This is a genomic window from Treponema sp. Marseille-Q4132 (assembly GCF_014334835.1).
Lineage (GTDB): Bacteria > Spirochaetota > Spirochaetia > Treponematales > Treponemataceae > Treponema_D > Treponema_D paredis.
The window spans coordinates 1,614,276-1,638,179 of the sequence record NZ_CP060591.1; the positions used below are offsets into that span (position 1 = coordinate 1,614,276).

A 23,904-nucleotide genomic window follows, 5' to 3' on the forward strand; every position below is an offset into this window, starting at 1 on the left:
TTTATATTATCGCTCCGTAACTATTATATTGATTTATGTATTCATTTGAAATTAAATTGGTGATGTATTTTTTGTCATCAATTGCGGCTTTTATTCCCAGAGAGTATAGTTTTGTCGCTACATTTGACATTACATCCTGCTTGAATTTGCTCTGGCTGTTGGTTTCAAGTATGTGCGGGTTCAAGTCTACATACGAATCTATAAGGTGTTTCATTTCATAAAGATTTTCGCACAAGACCATCTCATTGCTTGAGATTATTGCAACAGGGCGTTTTGTATTTTCTTCCAGAATGCGCTTGTGAACACGGACAAAACGCTCGTCGTTGTTGTATTTCTTTTTCAAGAGATTGTTCCTTGCATTGATTTCCTTTATCTTTTTCATTACTTCATCCATGTAGTGGATATTTTCTTTTGCATCTTTAACCGATTCCGGAACAAAGCCTTTTTTGCGGAAGAATGAACGGAATTCCTCTGCAAGATTAACATACTTATCTTCGACTTTATCGAAATTAACTTCAAATTCGCGCTGAACACGTTCGTACTTATCGCGTAAATCATTAATGAAGATTTGAAGTTCTTCGGGAACGCCTTTTACGAATTCAAAGTCAATCTCGCTCAGGGCAAGATTGATAATTCCGCTCACATCTTCCTTGTGTTCATTGCCTTCAAGTAAATTGATGCGCTCTATTCTATGGGTAACTTCGCTTATAAGAGAAGGAATCGTACCGGGAAGCATATCACGAACTTTTGCAGTCAGATCTTCATCGCCTGATGAACGGATTCGGTTTATGAGAGCTTTTGCCTCGTCTAAAACACTTCTCAGTTCATACAGTTTGTTTTTATCTTCAATCTCATCAAGCTGAATTCTGAATTCTTCCCGGTTTGAAACATCAAAATACCAAAGAATTGACTTTATGTTCCGGATTTTTGCAGCGATTTCTTCTTCGCTTTCAAGAATAGCCTGTGCCGGAGGAAGCTCTTCGCCGGTTTCTTTTGAATCATTCGTGCGGTTCAGTTCTTTCAGATAACGTTCATTCGTAGCGTCAAAATTTTCTTTTATGTTTACAAAATCAACAACATAACCGTATTTAAAATCTTTGTATGGGCGGTTTACGCGTGTTAATGCCTGCAGCAGATCGTGGCCGTCAAGTTTGCGTCCTAAATACATTTTTTTCAAACGGGGTGCATCAAATCCGGTAAGAAGCATTTGATTTACGACAAGTACATCTATGCTTTCTTTTTTCTTGAATTCGTCGATGTATGCCTTGCGCTCTTCCTTGTCGCCCTCGTCATGAAGAATAAGCGCTGCAATCAAAGGCTTTTGAATCGACGGAGCTTTCATCGGGTCGTATTTTTCGGCAAGCTTCAAGTCCTCATATTTTTTTGCCTCATCGTACCGTTTTGTCCAAAGTTCATAAAATTTTCTTGCCTGCGGATTTGTCTTACACACAACCATTGCGGCGACCGTATCATCAGAGTTTTCTATTCTGAACCTTCTTATGTCTTGTATTACATAGTCGATGAGAGCGTTCAAATACGTTTCATTTTCAATTATTTTATCTTTATCTATATCAGGCTTTTTGACTTCAACATCACCGGCCAGTTTATCAAGAATCGCTTCAAGTTTTTCACGATAGACAGTCTGAATCGGTTCACGCATGAGCTTTAATGTGTATCCGTCCGCTATTGATTTGTCGTAATAGTAGGTGTTGATGTAATCGCCGAATACACGCCAGCTTTCTCTCTCTTCTTTTAAAAGCGGCGTTCCTGTCATTGCAATTTTAATTGCATTTTTGTCAGCTTCCAAAAGGTTGGCAAGAAATGAGCCTTCCGGATTATAACCTCTGTGCGCTTCATCAATAAAAAAGATTCTCTGGAGATTTGTACTGTATGAATTCACAACTTCTATAGGCGTGTGGTCTTCTTCAAATTTCTGGATGTTCACGACCATAATTTCAAGCTCGCCGGTATTATTTTCAACAAGACTGTTGTCTTTGATATCTTTCATCAGTTCGTCTCTTGAAGATGCAGAGCGAACTTTCAAGCCCCTGCCGGCAAACTCATCCATAGCCTGTTCCATGAGAGATATACGGTCAACGATAAAATAAAATTTTGCAGCAATATTTTTTGTTGCAAAGAAATCCGTAAGACTTTTTACGGAATAATATGCCAATGCGGTTTTTCCGGATCCTTGAGTATGCCAAATGATTCCGCTTTTTATTTTCCTATCAAGAGCATCCCTAATTGCAAGAGAAGCGAATAACTGTTGATAACGCATGATGTGTTTTTGCAATTCTGTAACGGTTTCTCCGGTATCAAGTTCTTTTTTTAAATCAACATATGCAAAACCGTATCGAAGCAAAAACAGGAATCGTTCTTTGCTCAACATTGATGTGATGATCCTGTTTGTCGGCGTACCGGGTTTACAGTTAGTTACAAACTCCGGATGATGAGGAAGAGAAATGCAGTTTCGGTGCTTACAGATTTTTTTTGTAATTTCTTCTGTCAACGGCAGATAAGGATAGTTTTCTGCAAAATTTTTAGTCTCTTCGCGGAATACATTGTAGAATGCTTTTTCTTTGGATGTACAACAATAGAACGCTCCTTGAACAGGAATTCTATTCTGGCTGTCGTATTCCTGATTATTTGAGTAAATCATCAGTTGTGTGATATTGAAGAACCTTCGAAATGCCTTATTTCTAAACCGCGCATTTGTTCGATCAAATTCTGCACGCATTCCTTCGTGGTTATTAGGCTTCTTAACTTCAATAAAAGCAAGAGGTAAACCGTTTATAAAACATGTTATATCCGGGCGGAAACTGTCTTTTGTATCTTCGTTTTCACAGGTAAATTCGGTTGTTATATGCCAGGTATTATTTTCCGGAGTGTCAAAATCAATGAGATGAATTCCGGAATTTGAAGAAAGAAGTGTATAAAATTCTTTACCGAGGTCATCGTTGTTCAGACATGTAATAATTTTATTAAGGAAGTTTTTACAATCTGTATCGGAAAGCGCGGGATTTAATTTATGAAGTTGAGAAAGAAAAATATTAGTTAGGATATTTGTTTTAGAATCATATATTTCTATTTTATCAAGGTAGACATAACCAAGCTTGCATAAATGCAAAGCCGCCGGCACTTGAACCCTTGTATTTTCATTAAAATCCGATGACATTAAGAACCAACCTTTATTCTCATAATATCATATAATTATTTATTTTTGCAGATAAGAACGATATGTCGATCCAAGCCGGCTTAATTCTTGGAAAAAATCCCAAATATGAAATCATACCGGCGGCAGACGCCGTACGAGCAGAAAAAAATACGAACGCCGAACAAAAGCCCTTTTATTGTCCTTCGCCTTTTTCCGCTTCCGCGGCTTTTTCCATACTCAATTTCAGCGCATCGAATTTCGCCTGCAGTTCGGAAGAAAGAGACTGCCCTTTCCGCACCTGATTTTTTTCCGGCTCTCCGTAAGCCTTCTTATATCGTTTTTCAATTTTCCGCCGCTCTTCGGCGACCTGTTCGTCGTAGCTTTTGCCGCAGAGTTCCGCACCGCTTCCTTTCAGCTTAAACGACAGCGTCGTTATGCCGAGTTCCGGCGCGGCCCGCTGTAAGCCTGTCAAAATAAATTTCGAATAAATCTGCAAAATCTGAATCCAACCCGGATGATCGGCTTCGACAAGTAAAACGCCTTTTTCAAACTGTACGGGATTCGTATGAGCGCAAAGCTGCTCACCGTAATCGCGGCCGGAAGAACGCACTTTTGACACTACTCTCTTCCACGTGTCTATAAGTTTTCCGCTTTGATCGAGCGTTTTTTTGTCGAGGTTAGAAAATAAGCTCGTTATCATATCCGCTGCGGAAACGATATTTTGTTCGCCGTTATTCATATACGCTCCCGCCGATTTTATTCGTGCAGCCGATTCGATACTTCATTGCTTTGCGGAAAACTTTTTGATTCTTTTTCCCGCATCTCGTGCCATTCTCCGTTTTCGATACCGAAAATGCGCGTCGTCGAACGTTTATAGCGTTCGTACGGCTCGCCCGGTAAAAACGTGCAAAAAAGCTGATCGTAGTCGGGCAAAATCGCCGTCATTTTTTGCCGCTTGTCGGGGTCGAGTTCGAGCATGACATCGTCCATCAAAAAAACCGGCTTTACTCCGGTAACTCTCGTATAATAAACGGCTTGCGATGCGCGAAGCAAAAGCGCCGTAAGCCGCTGCTGTCCCGTCGACGCCGTCGGTATAAATTGATTTCCTCCGCGCATAAAAACGACTCGGTCGCGATGAGGTCCGCTCATCGTCGTTTCCATCATTTTATCCCGATCGCGCTTTTCCGAAAGTCTCTCCCGTATTTCTTCCGGCAAAGGAAAACGCGTAGCCGCTCCGTCTTCCGTTTCTTTCCACGACGGCACATAAACGATACGCACACCGTCTATACCCGCGACATCCTCATATAATTTTCCGAAAATCTGATTGAATTGAAAAACCGCCGTTTTGCGTTTTTTTTGTACTTCAAGTCCGCACTGCGCAAGCTGCGTATCGTAGACGTCGAGCATTTCGTACGAACGGTCTTTTAATAATTGATTGCGGTTTTTTAAAATTTTTTTATAATTGCGCAGATCGTCGATGTACAGCGTATCGAACATAGTAAGCGATTGATCGAGAAAAAAACGGCGATGCTCCGGGCCTCCGGTTGCAAAGCGCATATCGTCGTGACAAAAGAGAACGCACGGAATCGTATTTATCAATTCTTTTCGATCCTGAACTTTCTTACCGTTTTTTTCGATTCGTTTGATACCTTCCGCACAGCGTATGTCGATTTTTTGAACGTTGCCGCTTTCCTGTTTGTAAAGCGCGTGAAGCGCGAAGGCCTCTTCTCCCGTTTTTACGATTTGCGAATCGGTATAAGTGCGGAACGAAGAACCGTATGCGGAATAATACAGCGCTTCGAGAATATTCGTTTTACCCTGCCCGTTCGTACCGACAAAATAAATTTCCTTTCCCGAAAAATCTATTCTGCCGTTTTTCAAATTGCGAAAATTGTCGACTGCGAGCGATAAAAACGGCATCAGTTGAGATTCATCGGCATGATGATGTGGAAATAATCGGCTGCCGGTTCGGCTCTCATCGTGATCGCTTTCATCGGTTCGGTAAATTCGAAAACGATGTTTTCCGTGCCTATCGCTTTGATAGGTTCGGCGACATAGAGATAGTTGAGTGCAATCGTTACTTCTTCGCCGTCGTATCTGCACGGGATCTCTTCGACCGCCGTTCCCAAATCGGTTTCAGGCGAAATGAGCGTCAGCGTACCCGGTGACACTTTAAACAAAAGCCGGCTCACCTTTTTGTCGATGAGAATCGTCGTGCGCCTGAGCGCCGAATCCAAATCGTTTTTATTAACTTGAAATGAAAACTTTTGTTTTTCGGGAATAACTTTTTGATAATTAGGAAATTGTCCTTCAAGAAGTGCGGACGAAAATTCATAATTACCGAATTTTACGTAAATCAATTTGTCGACGACGGCGACCGAAACGTTTCCTTCATCGCTCGCATGTTTCAAAATGCAGCTCAATATTTTTATCGGAACGATGGCCGACGGAAAATCGTTTATGCCCTGTGCAATCGATTTCGCCGAATACGAAAGACGGCGGCCGTCAGTCGAAACCATAATCAAATCGTCGTCTTTTTTCGTAAAAAAAACGCCCGTCATAAAATAGCGGTTCGCATCTTCGGAAACGGCGAATATAGTCTGCGAAATCATCGCTTTCAAATCTTTTGCCGCGACATCGAAAAAGGGAACATCTTCAGCCTGTTTGACTGCAGGAAATTTATCGCTCGCTATGCTCTTCAGCTGAAATTTTATTTTTTTTGCGACAGGCGTGATCGTTATCTTTACGTCTTCCTGTTTGAACTCTATTTCACCCTGAGGCGATGAAGCGAGGATGCTCATAAATTTATCGCAATATACCGTCGTCGATCCTTCTTCCTGTACATCGACCGGAATTTTTGTTAAAAAGCCGACCGACGAATCGGTAGCTTTTATCGTAAGCGTATTGTTTTCCGCGCTCAAAAAAATATTCGATAAAATCGAAATTGCGCTTTTATTTGTAATGATTTCCTGAGCAACGGCGATTTCTTTGATCATCGCATCTCTGTCGAAAGAAAATTTCATATTAAGCTCCTGTATCGATTACGCAATAGTATTGTTTTTATTGCGTAGATTCGTTTTTATTCACAAAATGTCTCTTCTTAAATTTATAATATATATATAAATTTAGTCATCATAATAATAAGGCCGGGCAAAGTGTGGAAATCTCATGTATTTGATTATACTATAGAGATTTACGCTGTATATAACTTTATGTTCTCCGTCCACATGTTATACACTTTTCCACATTGTATACCTTTTTGTTCGTCTTTTCCACAACATTATAGCACATTATTCACTTTTTGTAATCTTTGATTTCCCTCATCAAAAGTTGAATTCTCGCTTCTAGCGACGAATCGATTTTTATCTCCGATGAAATTTTATCGTACGAGTGCATGACCGTCGAATGATCCCGTCCTCCGAATTCGCTTCCGACTTCCGTAAAAGAATATTCGGTAAGCTGCCGCGCAATGTACATGGCTATTTGACGCGGGATCACATATTTTTGATCGCGTTTTTTACTTTTCAAATCCGCGACTGAAATTGCATACATATCGGCGACGACTTTTTGAATAGTTTCAATGGAAATATTTCCGGCCGACGGACTTGAAAAAATATCGCGCAGCTGTTGTTGAGCCACTTCGATCGTAACCGGTTTTTGAATCAATTCCGCGTAGCCCGTCATCTTCGTCAAAGCAGATTCCAAATCGCGCACATTCGTTTCGATATTTTTTGCAATATAATCAATAACGTCTTCCGGAATTTGCTTATCGAGCAGTTTTAATTTATTTAATAAAATTGCGCGCCTCGTTTCGTATGAAGGCAATTTCAAATCGATGCTGAACCCGTTCGACAAGCGGCTCTGCAAACGCTCGCTGAATACTTTCATTTCTTTAACCGGGCGGTCGCACGTAAAGACGAGCTGCGAGTTTTTGTCACGGAGCGCATTGAACGTATAAAACAATTCTTCCTGTACTTTTTCTTTTCCCTGTAAAAAGTGGATATCGTCTATAAGCAGCACGTCGAGATTTCTGTATTTCGATTTGAATTTATCCATCTCTTTCGCTTTTAAGCCGATCGACCAGATAAATTCGTTCGTAAAAGATTCCGCCGAAATATAGCAAATTTTCAATTTTTCATCGCGTTGAAAAAGATAATTTCCTATCGACTGCATGAGGTGCGTTTTTCCGAGCCCGACGCCGCCGTAAAGCAAAAGCGGATTGAACCTCTTTCCCGGCTCTTTTGCCGCTGCGAGAGCCGCATTGTATGCGAAACTGTTATCTTCTCCGGGTATGAACGTTTCGAACGTAAAAGCTTCGTTCAGCTGCGGATGTTTTTTTTGCGATGCGGGAAAAGCGGGTTTTTCATCGTTCTTTTTTTGAGGAGCGGGGTTTTGAGAGGGCCCCGTTTCGGCAATATTTTCATTGCTTACGATGTGCTGCAGCTTTATATTTTTTTGCCCCGTCAGCGATTCTATTTTTTTTGCGATTTTATCGATATTGCCTTTTTTTAGCATCGTTTGCCACAAAAATTCGGACGGAACGGATACGGTTATGGTATTATCGGTATCTTCAATATAAGTCATATTGAACCAAAGTTTGAATTCCGTTTCCTGTTGAGGACCTGCATTTTTATATTCTTCGTGAATTTGATCCATTGCGTAAAACCAAACTTCACGATAGTTATTATTGGGCATAGAGATTAATTATAAACGAAAGTTCTCGTATCTGTCAATTTTTAAAACGGCATATAGACATCTGTAACCATTATTTTATATTTTTATTTATAAAACAGATATGAAACGATTACAATATATTAAAACGGCGTGTGCATTTTTATGTGCCTTTGTATTATGTGCGTCTTGCGCAAAAACGCAGGAACGAACTATTTTGAAAAAAACGCAAAATATTGTAAAAATAGGCGGAAAAACAATGGAAAAAGAAATCTACCTTGCAGGCGGCTGTTTTTGGGGTGTCGAAGCCTATTTCGAACGGCTTCCCGGTGTTACGCTTACCGAAACGGGATATGCGAACGGAAAAACCGATAAAACGACCTATCGCGAATTGGACGAAACCGACCATGCGGAAACCGTCCGCATCGTCTACGATCCTACGATAATTACGCTGGAAGAACTCCTTGCACATTATTTCAGGATCATAGACCCGACTTCCGTCAATCGGCAGGGAAACGACAGAGGCCGCCAATACCGCACCGGCATTTATTATACGGATGCATCGGACGAAAAAGACGTGCAAAACTTTTTGGATTTTATGCAAAAAAAATATTCCGCACCGCTCGCTATTGAAAAAAGCCTTTTGAAGAATTTTGTCCGCGCCGAAGACTATCATCAAAAATACCTCGATAAAAATCCCGGCGGCTATTGCCATATCGATTTGCGCCTTGCGGAAAAACCGCTGTACGATGAAAGCCGCTTTGCCGTGCCGTCCGAAGACGCGCTCAAAAAAAAGCTTTCTCCGCTGCAATACGATGTAACGCAGCATCGGGCGACCGAACGGCCCTATACGAGCGAATACGACGCTTTCGATGAAAAAGGAATCTACGTCGATATCGTAACGGGAAAGCCTCTTTTTTCTTCGACCGACAAATACGACGCGGGCTGCGGTTGGCCGAGTTTTACGAAACCCATAACGACCGATGCCGTCGGCTACGAAAAAGACACGAGCCTCGGCATGCTGCGCACCGAAGTGCATTCCCGAACGGGGGACTCCCATTTGGGACACGTGTTCGACGACGGGCCGGAAGATGCGGGCGGACTTCGTTACTGCATAAACGGAGCTTCTCTCAAGTTTATCCCCTATGCCGACATGGAAAGAGAAGGCTACGGCGATTACATGCCCTATGTAAAATAAAACGATATAAAATTTAATAATTCGGACGGAGCCGGTCGGAAGAACCGCCCTTTGCGGCTCGCTCACGCTCGGCCTCCTCACTCGCCTGCGCTCGCTCCGGTGGCTGCCTGCGGCACCGCTCCGGCCGGGCGTAGGCTTTTTGTGCACTGCTCGAAATAGCTCGACGCACGGCATGGATGCCGTGTCGTACCTTTGCAAAAACAGCGGCGTATTTTTGCAAAGCAAAAATACGGTAGTGAGCGCTGCACGGATGCTGCGCGAACGACCACTGCTCGGATTTGTTCGAATAAGTCTGGTGTCGAAAAACGCTCAACGCGTTTTTCTTTTATCCGTGCGGAGGCTTTAATACCTCATCCATTCGGATGTTATAACAAGGTATGAAAGCCGACTGCGATTCCTTATGAGGACACAAAGCGCGGCGTTTATGCGCGCTTTGTGATAGGATACACTCGCGATTTCTCCGCACTGCTCGAAATCGCGAGTTCTTTACTTTTTTCCCTTTTTTTGCTATATTAAAATATCAATTTTTTCTATAATATAGACAAACATATTGAAAATCATCAAAGGTAAAACATGAGTCAATCACCGAAAAATTATTCAGCGGGCAGCATTCAAGTTTTAAAAGGTCTCGAAGCCGTACGCAAGCGGCCGGGTATGTATATCGGTTCGACCGGTCCGCAGGGGCTTCATCATCTCGTATATGAAGTCGTCGACAACAGTATCGATGAAGCGATGGCGGGTTTTTGCGACCGGATCGTCGTTGCACTCGAAAAAGACGATATCGTCCGCGTCGAAGACAACGGCCGCGGCATTCCCGTGGGTATGCACCCGACGGAACACGTGAGCGCGCTGGAACTCGTTTTAACGCGTCTGCACGCCGGCGGCAAATTCGACAAAGGGGCGTACAAAGTTTCCGGCGGTCTCCACGGCGTCGGCGTCAGCTGCGTCAACGCGCTTTCCTCTTGGATGGAAGCGACGATCGATTCCGACGGCAAACGCTGGTTTCAGCGCTATGAAATCGGCGTGCCCAAGACGAAAGTGCAGGAAATCGGGCCGACCGACCGTCACGGCACGCAGATACGCTGGAAAGCCGACAAAACGATTTTTACCGAAACGACGACTTACGATTTCGACATCCTTGCAAAACGCTTGCGCGAACTCGCGTTTTTGAACAGCGGCATTACGATCGTATTCCGCGACGAGCGGCTCGAAACGCCGAAAGAGATCATCTTTAAATTCGACGGCGGCATCCGCCAATTCGTAAACTATCTCAACGAAGGGAAAAACGTCATTCCGGCGGAACCGGCTTTTATCGAAGGCGAAGACGACGGCGTTATGACCGAGCTCGCGCTCCAATACAACGACGGCTACAACGAAACGGTTTACACTTACGTCAACGATATTAATACGGTCGAAGGCGGAACTCATCTCGACGGCTTTAAAATCGCGCTGACTTTCGTACTCAATAAATTTTTGGAAGCGAATCAAAAACTTTCCAAAAAAATGGACGAAAAGCTCACCGGTGAAGACGTCCGTGCGGGCATTACCGCCGTTTTATCGCTCAAAGTGCCCGAACCGCAGTTTGAAGGGCAGACGAAAACGAAGCTCGGCAACAGTGAAGTGCGCACGATAGTCGATTCCCTCATCAAAGAAAAATTGACGCTCTTTTTCGAACAGCATCCGCAGGATTTGGAAAAGATTCTCGAAAAAGCGATCGGTGAAGCGAGCGCGCGGATTGCGGCTCGGCGGGCAAAAGAAGCGACGAGGCGCAAAAGCGGTCTCGACAGTTTCGGTCTTCCGGGTAAACTTTCCGATTGTTCGTCGAAAGATCCCTCCGAATGCGAAGTGTACATCGTCGAGGGCGATTCCGCAGGCGGTTCGGCCAAAAAAGGCCGCGATTCGAAGCGGCAGGCCATCCTTCCGCTGTGGGGCAAAATGCTCAACGTCGAAAAGACGCGGATCGACAAAGTGATCAACAACGATAAACTCGAACCGGTTATCGCGTCTTTGGGCGCAGGGATCGGTAAAGATTTCGACATATCGAAGCTCCGTTATCACAAGATAATCATCATGGCCGATGCCGACGTCGACGGTTCGCACATCCGCACGCTGCTGTTGACGTTCTTTTTCCGCTATATGCCGCAGATCATCGAAGACGGTTATGTGTACCTCGCGATGCCGCCGCTGTACAAAGTGAGCTGGAATAAAAAAGAGTGGTACGTATACGACGACAACGAAAAAGCCGAAGTTTTGAAACAGCTCGGCGACAATGCGGCAAAGGCTTCCGTTCAGCGCTACAAAGGTCTCGGCGAAATGGACGGTACGCAGCTGTGGGAAACGACGATGGATCCCGCGAGACGAAAAATGAAGCGCATAACGATTCCCGATGTCGTCGCTGCCGATAAAATGTTTACCGTGTGCATGGGAGAAGCGGTCGAACCGCGCCGCAAGTTTATCGAAGAAAACGCCGTTTACGCCAATTTGGACGTTTGACGTTTTGCGCTTGTCATCCGCCGGCTCGATCGCTCGCAGCCTGCGCTTTCGGCGGCAAAACGCAAGCGTAATGACCCGATAAAATCAATAAGGATTGCAATTATGGAAGAGATACAAACACCGGAAGGCGGTACGCTGATACCGATTCCTATCGACGCGGAAGTCAAACAGGCGTATATCGATTATTCTATGTCGGTCATCACGAGCCGTGCGCTCCCCGACGTCCGCGACGGATTAAAACCCGTTCACCGCCGCATATTGTACGCGATGGACGAACTCGGTCTTCGAAGCAGCGGCGCGACGAGAAAGTGCGCGAAAATCGTTGGAGACGTGCTCGGTAAATTTCACCCGCACGGAGATGCTTCCGTCTACGATGCGATCGTTCACTTGGGTCAGGATTTTTATCTGCGCTATCCGGTGATCACGCCGCAGGGAAACTTCGGTACGATTGCCGGAGACCCCGCCGCCGCATACCGCTATACCGAAGCGAAGATGGCAAAGCTCGCCGAAGAGATGGTCGCGGACATAGACAAAGATACGGTCGATTTTGTTCCGAACTTCGACGAAACGGCAAAAGAGCCGACCGTGCTCCCGTCGAAACTGCCGTATCTGCTTGTAAACGGCGCGTCCGGCATTGCAGTCGGTATGGCGACGAATATGCCGCCGCACAATCTCCGTGAAATCGCGTCGGCCGTCTCGGCCTATATCGACAATCCCGACATAACGATAGAAGAATTGAGCAAAATCGTGCGCGGTCCCGATTTTCCGACCGGCGGCATTATTTTCGGGAGAGGCGGCATCAAACAGGCGTATAAAACGGGTCGCGGCAAAATAATCGTACGCGGCCGTTTCAACATCGAAACTTCGAAGGGCGGCCGCGAATCGATTATCTTTACGGAAGTACCTTACGGTGTAAATACGAAAGTACTGTGCGAACGCATCGGCGAACTTGCGCGCAACAAAGACATCGACGGCATAACCGGCATAAACGACGAAAGCTCCGACCGCACCGGTATGAGGATCGTTATCGATTTGAAGCGGGGAGCGATTACGAAAATCGTATTGAATCAGCTGTTTACGAAGACGGCGCTTCAATCGAATTTCGGCGTCATCAACCTCGCGCTCGTCGGCGGTCGGCCGCAGATCCTCACGCTCAAGCAGCTCGTACAGCACTTTGTCGAACACCGCGATCAGGTCGTCACGCGCCGTACGCAGTTCGAACTCAACAAAGCGCTCGCGCGAGAACATATTTTGCAGGCGCTCATCGTCGCGATAAACAATATCGACGAAGTGATCAAAATAATCCGTGCGAGCCGCGACACCGAAGGTGCGAAAAACAATCTCAAAAAACGTTTCGATTTCGACGACGTGCAGGCGCAGGCGATCGTCGATATGCAGTTGAAACGCCTCACACATCTCGAAATCGACGATTTGAAAAAAGAGCTTGCGGAGCTTGAAGCGCTTATCGCACACTTACGCGATCTGCTTGCGCATCATGAAAAGCTGCTCGCTCTTGTCAAAACGGAAACGAACGAACTGGCAGAAAAATACGGCGACGACCGCCGTACCGATATCGTTGCGGATGAAATCGAAGAGATCAACGTCGAAGACATGATCAAACAGGAAGACGTCGTTATCCTCGTTTCAAAGCTCGGCTATATCAAGCGGCTTGCCGCGACGCAGTATAAAAGTCAGGGGAGAGGCGGCAAGGGCAGCTTCAGCGCAAACCTCGTCGAAGACGATTACATCAATCAGATTTTTATCGCATCGACGCATGACTGCATCATGTTTATTACGAACGAAGGAAAAGCGTATTGGATAAAAGTCCACGAAATTCCCGAAGCGTCGAAGATGAGCCGCGGTTCGCACATCAAAAGCCTGCTCGCCGTTTCCGCCGACGAAGAGATTACGACGACGGTGACGGTAAAAGAATTTGCCGGAGACAATTACGTGCTTATGGCAACGACGAACGGCGTCGTCAAAAAAACAGCGCTCAGCGATTTTGCAAACGCAAAGACGAAGGGCGTCATCGCGATCAAACTCGACGGCGGCGACAAACTCGTCAGTGCGATTTTGACTGCCGGCAAAAATGACGTATTTTTCGTTTCAAGACGAGGAAAAGCGCTCCGTATATCGGAAGACGACGTACGGCCTATGGGACGGGCAAGCCGCGGAACGCGGGGTATGAAACTTGCCGAAGGAGACGAAATCGCGGCGGCCGTGCGCGCGGAAGCGGGTAAGAGCATCATGCTCGTTACCGAAAAAGGCTTCGGTAAGCGGATCGATCCGGAAGACTTCAAATCGCACGGACGCGGTACCAGCGGACAGCGGTGTTACGGCAATACCGAAGAGCGCGGCGAAATAATCGGTGCCCTTGCTGTCGCCGACGGAGATGAAGTGCTGTGTATCACAAGTCAAGGGAAAACGCTCCGTGTTGCGGCGGGCGATATCAAAGAGCAGGGCGCATCTTCAACCGGAGTGTCCGTCGTCAAAGTGGATGCACCGGATTATCTGGTCGGCATTGACCGTGTAGCCGACGATGAAGAGGATAAGGACGATACAAAAAACACGTAGTTATATGTATTTTGTTATAATACAATGAAATAGGCGGTTTTGTCGGAGTGGGTTTTTTAAAGAAATTTCATGTTTTTTTTAAGAAAGTGCTGACAAAAATACATCATTGCCGTATAATGGGATAATACGGGACAACCGATGTTGCGCATTTTATACGGTTGCGGGTGGTCATCAGGCAGGAGCCGGATCGCGGAAAGCGGTCCGGCTCTCTTTTTTATCTGAGGATTTTGGGTATCATCTATACGGCCGCCGCCTGTTGCCGATTCAAAAGGCTCTGTAAACCTGTAGATACGGAACTATCATAATATAGCAGAGTTTTCAACAATGGGTATAACTTGTGGAAAAACCTTGTCGGGCGCTTAATGTTTCACGTGAAACAGTTATTGAAAGCCGCGCGGAGATAATGGCGATACGATTGGTTTTTTATACAGGCCGCGTCAGCTGTGAGCGATTGTTACCGAGTGTTTCACGTGAAACATTTATATGTGTTTTGAGATCGCTGCGGGACGGATAAAGCGGATTCGCTGCGAGCCGTTTTACCGGAGCAGATGGGAATCGGTATTCGGCCGATATGTTTCACGTGAAACAATTATTGAAAGCAGTCTTTTCCGCAAATGCGATTTTATAAAATCTCATAAGAAAAAGACACGGCGATACAAAGTTCGGGGCTAATAAAAGTACGAGGTTTTAAGTAAATACATCAGCGCTAAGATTCGAGTAAAAAAGGCGGTATAAGAGTCGGACACGGGAGTAGGGTAATTTTATAAAAAAGATGGAACAACTTTCGGTATGCGGTAAAACTTTGCCGATATTTTGATCGGGCGTGTCGAATGTTTCACGTGAAACAACAAACTTATCCACAGTCTTTCAACAATGTGGATAACTAACGAACGGTTGTTTGTATATCTGTAAACGACCGTTTGTTAGTTTCTTAATCCCCGCAATCAGATCGGAGATTAAACTTTTTACTATAACGAAGGTCCGTAAGCGTTTTTTTATATTTTCCAGCGGTGTTTTTCCAAATCGACGCAAGTGTCGTTTTTGAACGAAACGCCTTCGGCAAGGAGGCGGTTTTTTTGCTCGGGGAAATTCGGCGCAATGCGGCCTGAATGATTGACGACCCGATGGCAGGGATAGCCGCCGTAATCTTCAGCGCGGCTCAGGACGTTTCCTACAAGACGCGCGTTTTTATCCCTACCGATGGGATGTGCGATTTGCCCGTAGCTTGCGACTTTGCCTTCGGGGATTTCTTCGACCGCCGAAAGAATTTCGTATATCAAATCTTCCGTTACGATTTTCCGCATAGCGAATGCTCCGAAAGTGCTTTCAATAATCGTTCGACCTGCTCGTCAGTTGTTGCCCAGCTTGTCGCAAGGCGGACGACGGAGTGCGTTTCATCCGCTTTTTCCCAAAAAGAAAGACCGATTTTTTTAGAAAGCCGGGCGTAATCTTCGTTTTTCAAAACGATAAAGATTTGATTTGTAGGGGAAGCGAAATATTGCCGGAAACCGTGGGTGTCGAGGAATGAGCGGATTTTATCTGCGGCGCGGATGGCATTTTCTCCGATGCGGAAGTACAGGTCGTCTTCAAAAAGCGTTTCAAATTGAACGCCCAAAAGTCTGCCTTTTGCAAGCAGCGCGCCGTGCCGTTTTATCGTCGTTACAAAATGAGGTAAGCGGTTTTTATCGGGAATGACGAGCGCTTCGCCGAAAAGAGCGCCGCACTTTGTCCCGCCTATGTAAAAAGCGTCCGAAACGACCGCAAGGTCGGAAAGCGTTACGTCGTTTTCCGGAGATGAAAGCGCATAGGCAAGCCGCGCCCCGTCGATGTAAAGCGCAAGCGCATATTCGCGGCATAGGGCGGCAATATCGGACAACTCCTTTTTGGAATAAAGCGTGCCGCATTCGGTCGGCTGGGAGATATAGACCATGCCAGGCTGAACCGCGTGCGCTCTGTTTTCATCGGCATAAAAATCGTGCAGATACCGCTTGAGCGTTTCGGCCGAAAGCTTTCCCGCAATGCCTGCAAGCGTGAGTACTTTGTGGCCGCCCGCTTCGATTGCTCCCGCTTCATGCACGGTGATGTGTCCGGTATCCGCCGCGACGACTCCTTCGTACGGGCGCAAAAAAGCGTCGATGACTGTTGCATTCGTCTGCGTTCCGCCGACAAGAAAATGAACGGCGGCATCAGGACAGCTTGCAGCTTTTCGTATCAGGTTCCGAGCCCGTTCACAGTGTTCGTCCGTTCCGTAGCCGGAAGTTTGCTCCGTATTCGTTTCCGCAAGACGCTGCAAAATTGCCGGATGAGCGCCTTCCAGATAGTCCGATGCAAAATTCGGTTTATTTTCGGTTTGCATAGTACGTGTATTATATCATAAAAGCTTTTTATGGGTCTGTAAATAAAAGGACTGTCTCAAAACTCGGTTACTTTCTCGACAGCCTGTCGAGTTTAAAATTAAGTCTTTATATTATAATGACTTAATTTTAAACGTCGCACATAAAATTAAGGAAGCTGTCCAAAAACTGAAGTTTTTGGACAGCCCCTTTCTGAAAACTTTACTCATACGGCACGATCTGTTTACGGTGTGATGTGCCCGTGCCGTATGCTTTACGCGCTCTGCGTCAGTCGGCGGTGATCGCTATGCGTTTGGGTGCGGAAAGCGCTTTGCGCGGTATGGCTACCGTGAGTACTCCGTTTTTAAAGGACGCGGCAACCTGTTCGCCGTTGACATCGTCGGGAAGCGTAAAGCGGCGGCTGAACTCGCTGACGCGGCGTTCGCGGATGAGCCATTTGCTTTCATCTTTTTTCGCGTTTTTATTCTGCTCCTCTTTTTTCTCTTCGTGATGCGAAGAGATGGTCAAAACGTTGTGGTCGAGTTCGACGTTTACGTCTTTTTCGTTCATGCCGGGCAAATCCATTTCAAGCATGTACGCGTCTTTCGTTTCTTTTACGTCGACTTTCGGCACGCTGAAAGAAGTACCGAAGTTGAAATCGTTCATCGTGTCGTTCAGTGCGTGGTTAAAAAAGCTGTTGAAAAGTGCCAATTCGTTCATATCAAACCTCCAATATTTTTTTGTAATTCACGGAAGCCGCTTTGTAGAGCCGTTTCCGTGCGGGCTGCGATCCTTTCGATTCCGCAGCTCTCACTTATATTCTTAGCAATTTTTATGCCAACTATCTAAAAAAAGATAAAACCGGTAAAAAACGTAGATTTTATCTCGGATGAGGCGATAATAATCGATAAAAACGGCGTTTTTGCCGGAAATTTTTATTAAAACGAGGTATTTCTTTTTTTTGTACACGGTAAACGGTACCGATTTATTTGTGGATTCGGAAAAATTCCGTCAAAAATATACATATTGTATCATTTTAACGTGATTGAGTGTGTCAAAAATATACACTTGGATATACCTGTTAGAAAGGATTGCGCGTATTCTTGATTGGCAATTTCCGCTTTCACTGCTGCGCGATACGGCCTACGCCGCCGTGGAGCCGTGCCGAAGGCAGCGACCGCAGCGGAGCGAGGACGCCGCGCGTTAGCAAGCGGCGGAAGGGCGGACGGCAAAAAGGTTTCGTCCCGATAAAAAACAAAGAGCCGAAGCGGCGCGATCGGGCTTTGCTGCGGGAAAACTTAAAATACGGGAAAGAATCGCTCACGGAAAATATTTTCTGCGCGTTTTATAAAGCGGTGTTATACTGGTAACGTTATGGCAAAAAAGCTGAAAAAAGACCGTGAAGAAAAAGTAAAAGTTTTTCGCATTCTCAAAATCGACGAAATCATCCGCAGCGGAAAATTTCCGAACGCATCGTATTTGTGTAAAAAATTTGAAGTATCTCGCAGCACGATTATGCGCGATATCGATTTTTTGCGCGATCGATATAACGCGCCGCTTGAATACGATGAGGAAAAGCGCGGTTATTATTATACCGATCCGACGTTTTTTATAAAAAGCGTCATGATTTCCGAAGGCGATCTGTTCGCCGTATCGGCGGTTATTCCGCTTTTGGAACAATACCGAAATACGCCGCTCGAATCGTCCATGAAAAATATTTTCAATACGGTTATAAATCTCATGCCCGAAGAAGTTTCCGTCGATTCGTTTTTTTTGTCGGGTGATTTAAGCTTTATAAGCGATCCGCTGCCCCAGATAGACAACGGTGTTTTTTATGCGGTTTTCGAAGCTTTGAAAATGCAGCGTACGCTCGCATTCGAATACAAATCGCTCGGCGATAAAACCTACCATGTGCGGTTTGCAGAACCCTATCACGTGATCTGCCAAAAAGGGAATTGGTATATGCTCGCGTATTGTTTGAAACATAAAAAGTGCAGGATATTCGCTTTTTCGCGGATGAAAAATCCGAAAACGACGGAAGAGCGTTTTGATCGTCCGAAAGATTTTAATCCGAAAAAATATTTCGACAGCGAATTCGGCGTTTGGAATACCGCCGGCGCTCCGGTAAAGATAGAGCTTTTGTTCGATGAAAAGATAAACACGTATATTTTGGAACGCAGCTGGCACCCGACGCAACGCTTGCGGCACAATAAAGACGGCAGCGTATATCTTTCATTTAAAACGAATCAGCTGCCGGAAGCGCTTCATTGGGTTATGAGCTTCGGGAGCGCGGTTACCGTGCTCAATCCGCCTGAGCTTATCCAAGCGGTAAAAGCGGAAGTTCGAAAGATGGGTAAATTGTATTGGGCATCTCGAAAAACTCACCTTTAGCGACTTTTTCGAGATGCTGACGAGTTGTAACTCGCTGTATTATCGCGAGTTACAACATCGCATTTTCAAAGTTACCTCGAAAAACTGCAGTTTTTCGAGGTTCCCTATTGACGGAACGGATTTAGTGGGGAAACGCGACGTCCGCGATTTTTTAAGGAAACGCAATGTATTTTACTTTCGGCTGCCGGCCGAAAAATATACGCTTTTAAAGCGGCCTTCGGGAGGGAGAAGTCTCTCCCTGCGGGGCTGTCCAAAAACTTCAGTTTTTGGACAGCTTCCTTGATGTACTATGCGACGTTTAAAATTAAGTCATTACAATATAAAGACTTAATTTTAAACTCGACAGGCTGTCGAAAAAGTAACCGACTTTTGAGACAGCCCCTACCCTCTCTGCGGGGATACCCCGCAACGCCCCGTTCGCTTGTCATCCGATCGTTATCATCAGATCGACCGAAGCGAAAATCGGATAAAAAAAATTATCTGTATCACTTGTTGATACACCCTCTATTGTATACTTTCTTTGTAAAGCTCTTACAGCACTGTTACGGCAATGATCGTGCCGTAGCGATTCGGCACGTTTATCGAACTGTGCGCATGGAGGTTTGTATGACGGAACAACAGATGAAAAATCGAAAGATGCTTCAGGACGGAGCGGCTCTCACGGCGCTCGAATGTCTGGATGAGTCAGGCGGAGATATGGACTATGCTTGGGAGAGTATTCAAGGCTATTGTCTTACCTATGCGGAAAACACTCATATCATTCACGAAGCAAAAAGAGCGTATAAACAGGTGCTTAGAATGCGGGAAGAGGAAGAACGGCTCAGAAGAGACTCTGAAATATCTGCATGGGGTGAACTTATCGGTATTGTGATTTTTTGGGGCGGTGTTATTCTATTTTTTTCATGGGTTTGGCGAGCATGTACTTCTTTTTGAAAAGGCTGCGTATCATCGCTGACGGCAGTCGGAATCGCATATCCGGAGGGATTGTAATCAACTATCGGAGGTTTGTATGACGGAACTGAAAAATCGAAACGATGCGGATGTCATCGTTCGGGCGGAAGGAAAGTCGGATTCTCTTTATTGGGGCTTTAATCGGACGGGGACGGGACAGCTTGATTTTTGCGGAAAGTTCGAAGACATCACGGAAGGAGTGCTTGATGCGAGACAGACGCTCGACGGAAGTCCGTATTTTTCGAGCGCATGGTATACGTATGCGGACGAAGCGCTTTGCAGGGACATCCGCGTGTATCTTGCAAACGATTTTGAAATCGCGGATGCCGATACGTTCGCGTTTTTGATTCACGTCGGCGCGCTTTTGCTTGCGGTCGAAAGCGGCGATTCTTTGCTTGCCGCGGAACTGCTTGCACGCCGGACGGCTTTGTTTATGAAGTTTCCGCAGCTTACGCTCTTTATCGTAAAACCAGTTGCGGCGGAAGCGCTTTTTGCGTGGCTATACGGGCACACGCACAGCGATGCGGCCGCCTTTACCGCGCTTTACAAAACGAATGCGATGCCGGGTGCCGGTAAAACCGATACGGGATTTTTACTGTATTGCGCGGCAAAAGACGTTTTAAAACCCGATACCGCAAACGAAACGCCCGAGCAGATGTTTATACGGTATTTTAAAAATCGCAATACGGCGTTTACGATCGGCATCGTCGGAACAAACTTTTACGGCTGGAACGACGGATCGGATTTCCTCGACGATACGCTTTCCGAAAAAATCGGCGACGATATTTTAGCCGGCACTCAAAAAGTACGCGACGCAAAGAAAAAGCTCTATGCGTCGCTTCGTGTGAGTGTACAAGCCGAACCCTATAATCCGCACGATGCCAATGCGATTTCCGTTTCGGCGGAAGACGTTTGCGCGAAAGTCTTGGGCTATGCGGGTTTGCAACGCGCGGGCTATATCCGTGCGACCGGAGCTGCGATCCTTCGCGCCGCCAAACCGAATATGTTCCGTTTTAACGCGAGTCTTGCGCGCATCGGCGATATGCAAAACGGTAAGGGCGGCATTGTCGTGCGGGTGGAAGTGTGAGAGGGGATGTGTGTCTTCGGCTGACGCAAGGATGAGCTGTAAGCGGGTAGGCGGTAAAACGCTACAGGCAGGTTCCGCATAAAATGAGTTGCGGAACCTGCCTAGTATAGACATTATACACAAACAAACTGTTTCAATTCACGTTTTGTACGACATTTTACTATAACATAAAAAAAACGTTGTGTGAAGAATAAAAAAATCACAGTTTTACTTGACGAAAATGGTTTTTAGATGTATTATTTTTATATACAAATAAACTGAATTTTTATTCAAAAAGAGGATACCAATGCATAGTTCGTGTAATGTCGAAGAAACGGAAATTCATACTATAAAGCAATGTGCGGTAGCTGCATTATGTTGTAGCGCGAAGTTTATCGATTCCGAGCAAATAAAATCGGCAGGCTTGCTGCATGTCGTGAGCGAAAGGAATTTTTTACGTCAAAAGCATATACGGATGGAAACAAATGTATGAAAAAATGTTGGTTGGAAATAGTATTTTCTTGCATTATCTCAAAGATGTCTTATACTGGTGTTGTCTATGAATTTGTGGGCGCGATACCGTGAGTCGGACGGCGGCTATCAAAAATTATCCGACCATTTGCGGCAAACTGCGGAATTATCAAAAAGTTTCGGAAAAAAAATTCATCTTGAATACATAACGCAGCTTGCAGGTTTGCTGCACGACTTGGGAAAAGCGTCTCCCGCTTGGCAACTGTATTTACAAAATTCGGTACGGGAAAAAAAGCAGCATAAAAAAGATCACGCTACGGCAGGCGCACAATACCTTTTGCATCGTTTGTCGAATGAGGTCGGGCTTGCGGAAACGGCGATTCAGGCAGCGGTTATGTTCCATCACGGTTCGGGGCTTCCCGATATGTTGGGCCTCGACGGCAGGTCGGAATTCCTTGAGCGGTTGAATAAAACAACAGACGATACCGGATTGGATCAAGCAAAAGCCGGACTTCCGCAAGAGGTCGAGCGGGATATTGCCGAATGCATAAGTAAATTTGATTTGCACGATGGCGGGAAAAACCAGCTTGCGCTCCCGTGTAAGGCCGGCTGCATGAATGTCGACAGGCAAATTGATCGAAAAAAATTCTTTTTTAACATGGGCTTGCATTTGCGGAACCTTTCCAGCTGCCTTATCGATGCCGACAGAACAAACAGTGCGGCTTTTGAAGAAAATAAAGCAATGTTGCTTGATGATTGTAATGCAATTCCCGATTGGGGTGTTCTTTTGCAAAAACTGGAACGGGAATTAAAAAAGTTTTCAAATACCGATGTGCTCGGCAAAATACGGAAAACGGTTTCCGACCGCTGCGCCGAATTGGGCGCGGGTGAAAAGAGAATATATACGTGTTCGGCTTTTACCGGCGCGGGTAAAACGCTTGCATCGCTGCGCTTCGCCCTCGTACAGGCTCAAAAATACGGGGCAGACCGTATTTTTATCGTCGCGCCGTACACTTCGATTTTGGATCAAAATGCCGATAAAATCAGAAGCATTCTTGAAGATGAGCGCACGAGGGGCAGCATCGTTTTGGAATGTCATTCAAATATATCCGCCGAGAAAAAACGGGATTTAAAAGAATCGGAAGACGAATATGATAAAGCGGAACAAACGTGGACTGCGCCCGTAGTCATTACGACTATGGTGCAGTTTCTTGAAACCTTGTTCGGTTCGGGAACGAAAAAAATACGCCGAATGCATCGGCTGGCAAACAGTGTTTTGGTATTTGATGAAGTACAAACGCTGCCTTTAAAAGCGACCTATCTTTTCAATTGGGGATTGGAATATCTTGTGAAATGCTGCGGATGCTCCGCTTTGCTTTGTACCGCAACGCAGCCGTGCTTGGATAAAATCGGAGAAAATCGCTACAGGCTTCATATTGATGATGAAGTGATACCGAATATGTTCGAACACTTCGATATGCTTAAACGCGTTAAATTTATCGATAAAACTGCCGGCGGCACAAAAAAACACGGCGCAGGCGATATCGCTTCGTATATTCAAAACGAAATGAAAACGCACAACAGTTTTCTTGCCGTTGTAAATACCAAACCGCAAGCAAAAGAATTGTTTGAGCTTATTAATAAGTCCGGCTGTGCGGATTACGTGTATTACTTGAGTACGAATATGTGCCCTGCGCACCGGAAAGATATAATAAAAACCGTAACGGATGATCTTCCCTTACAAAAAAGAATAGTTTGCGTAAGCACCCGTTTGATAGAAGCCGGTGTCGATGTCAGTTTTGAGGGTGCGCTGCGTTATCTGGCGGGTTTGGATTCCGTTATTCAAACGGCGGGGCGCTGCAACAGAAACAACGAATTGCACGATGCATGCGGAAACGCCGTATGCGGGAAGCTTGCGTTATTCGCTCTCGAAGGAGAAAAGCTCCATTCACTCGAAGAATTAAAAATAGGTCAAAAATGCATGGAACGGGTTCTGCGTGAATACGATTCTGTGGAATGCAATTCGCGCGAATATGAGGCGTCTGAAAAAAACGACGATGCGAAAAACCTGATTCAGCCCCAAATAATCGAACGGTATTTTAAATACTATTATGCATCTTTTACCGACGATGTACTTCAGTACAATATAAGGGGCAAAGATTCAACCGTCTTGGATATGTTGTCCGATAATCCGTCCGCTGTCAACGAATACAAACGCACTCATAACGGGAAAAAATGGCAGCTGCCGTACATGCAGGCATTTAGAACCGCATGGGATAATTTTGAAGTGATTGCGGATGCGACGACCGGTATTATCGTACCGTATAAAGACGGAGAGCGCTTAATCAATTCTTTGAGCGCTCTTGAAAAATCCGACAACGATTATTATGCGTCTTTAAAATCCTTATTGAATGAATGTCAGCAATACACGGTAAATATGTACACAAATCGCATACAATATTTGGGGAGCAAGGGCATGATATATGAGATTATTCCCGAATCGGGTATCTACGCGCTCCATGCAAGTTTTTACAGTAACGATTTCGGTATAACGGAAGAGATTACAAGCGATAATTTATCGCCGTTACATTATTAAAAGGAG

15 protein-coding genes are annotated in these 23,904 nt (G+C 45.4%); 7 read left to right on the forward strand and 8 right to left on the reverse strand.

What is annotated here, in order from left to right; genetic code table 11:
- Window position 1 precedes the first annotated feature (1 nt).
- The 5 genes from H9I35_RS07430 to dnaA all read right to left on the reverse strand — a co-directional run bounded on the left by H9I35_RS07430 (window position 2) and on the right by dnaA (window position 7,849).
- Window positions 2-3,175 (reverse strand): type I restriction endonuclease subunit R, encoded by a 3,174-nt coding sequence (locus H9I35_RS07430; protein ID WP_187418789.1) that lies wholly within the window; start codon window positions 3,173-3,175, stop codon window positions 2-4.
- Between the two features lie 172 nt (window positions 3,176-3,347).
- Window positions 3,348-3,893 (reverse strand): DciA family protein, encoded by a 546-nt coding sequence (locus H9I35_RS07435; RefSeq protein WP_187418790.1) that lies wholly within the window; start codon window positions 3,891-3,893, stop codon window positions 3,348-3,350.
- Window positions 3,894-3,910: 17 nt separating this feature from the next.
- Complete coding sequence (locus H9I35_RS07440) at window positions 3,911-5,074, reverse strand: DNA replication/repair protein RecF (RefSeq protein WP_187418791.1); 1,164 nt, start codon at window positions 5,072-5,074, stop codon at window positions 3,911-3,913.
- Complete coding sequence (dnaN, locus tag H9I35_RS07445; protein WP_187418792.1) at window positions 5,074-6,177, reverse strand: DNA polymerase III subunit beta; 1,104 nt, start codon at window positions 6,175-6,177, stop codon at window positions 5,074-5,076. The genes H9I35_RS07440 and dnaN overlap by 1 nt, the downstream gene beginning before the upstream one ends.
- A gap of 271 nt (window positions 6,178-6,448) precedes the next feature.
- On the reverse strand, window positions 6,449-7,849 hold the full coding sequence (gene dnaA / locus H9I35_RS07450; RefSeq protein WP_187418793.1) for a chromosomal replication initiator protein DnaA: 1,401 nt from the start codon (window positions 7,847-7,849) through the stop codon (window positions 6,449-6,451).
- A 100-nt stretch (window positions 7,850-7,949) separates the two neighbouring features.
- Here dnaA and msrB point away from each other — a divergent pair, with 100 nt between their 5' ends.
- From msrB to gyrA, 3 genes are all read left to right on the forward strand, one after another.
- Entirely contained in the window at window positions 7,950-9,023 is a 1,074-nt protein-coding gene (gene msrB / locus H9I35_RS07455; protein WP_371809433.1) for a peptide-methionine (R)-S-oxide reductase MsrB, read from the forward strand.
- A 573-nt stretch (window positions 9,024-9,596) separates the two neighbouring features.
- Window positions 9,597-11,516: a DNA topoisomerase (ATP-hydrolyzing) subunit B gene (gene gyrB, locus H9I35_RS07460; RefSeq protein ID WP_187418794.1), complete on the forward strand. Its 1,920-nt coding sequence runs from the start codon at window positions 9,597-9,599 to the stop codon at window positions 11,514-11,516.
- Between the two features lie 102 nt (window positions 11,517-11,618).
- A complete protein-coding gene (gyrA, locus tag H9I35_RS07465) occupies window positions 11,619-14,090 on the forward strand; it encodes a DNA topoisomerase (ATP-hydrolyzing) subunit A (protein ID WP_187418795.1) in 2,472 nt (823 codons plus the stop codon).
- 995 nt (window positions 14,091-15,085) lie between these two features.
- Here gyrA and H9I35_RS07470 read toward each other — a convergent pair.
- The 3 genes from H9I35_RS07470 to H9I35_RS07480 form a co-directional block, all read right to left on the reverse strand.
- Complete coding sequence (locus tag H9I35_RS07470; protein WP_187418796.1) at window positions 15,086-15,394, reverse strand: MGMT family protein; 309 nt, start codon at window positions 15,392-15,394, stop codon at window positions 15,086-15,088.
- Window positions 15,379-16,446 carry a threonine aldolase family protein gene (locus H9I35_RS07475; protein WP_187418797.1) on the reverse strand — a complete coding sequence of 356 codons (1,068 nt, stop codon included), beginning with the start codon at window positions 16,444-16,446 and terminating at the stop codon, window positions 15,379-15,381. Before H9I35_RS07475 ends, H9I35_RS07470 begins: the two co-directional genes overlap by 16 nt.
- Before the next feature lie 265 nt (window positions 16,447-16,711).
- Window positions 16,712-17,143 (reverse strand): Hsp20/alpha crystallin family protein, encoded by a 432-nt coding sequence (locus H9I35_RS07480; protein ID WP_187418798.1) that lies wholly within the window; start codon window positions 17,141-17,143, stop codon window positions 16,712-16,714.
- A gap of 654 nt (window positions 17,144-17,797) precedes the next feature.
- On the opposite strand from H9I35_RS07480, the gene H9I35_RS07485 reads away from it, so the two are divergent.
- The 4 genes from H9I35_RS07485 (at window position 17,798) to cas3 (ending at window position 23,898) form a co-directional block, all read left to right on the forward strand.
- Window positions 17,798-18,814: a helix-turn-helix transcriptional regulator gene (locus H9I35_RS07485; protein ID WP_187418799.1), complete on the forward strand. Its 1,017-nt coding sequence runs from the start codon at window positions 17,798-17,800 to the stop codon at window positions 18,812-18,814.
- 606 nt (window positions 18,815-19,420) lie between these two features.
- A complete protein-coding gene (locus H9I35_RS07490) occupies window positions 19,421-19,747 on the forward strand; it encodes a hypothetical protein (RefSeq protein WP_187418800.1) in 327 nt (108 codons plus the stop codon).
- A 76-nt stretch (window positions 19,748-19,823) separates the two neighbouring features.
- Window positions 19,824-20,852, forward strand: a complete 1,029-nt coding sequence (locus tag H9I35_RS07495) for a hypothetical protein (RefSeq protein ID WP_187418801.1) — start codon at window positions 19,824-19,826, stop codon at window positions 20,850-20,852.
- 538 nt (window positions 20,853-21,390) lie between these two features.
- A complete protein-coding gene (gene cas3, locus H9I35_RS07500; RefSeq protein ID WP_187418802.1) occupies window positions 21,391-23,898 on the forward strand; it encodes a CRISPR-associated helicase Cas3' in 2,508 nt (835 codons plus the stop codon).
- Window positions 23,899-23,904: the final 6 nt, after the last annotated feature.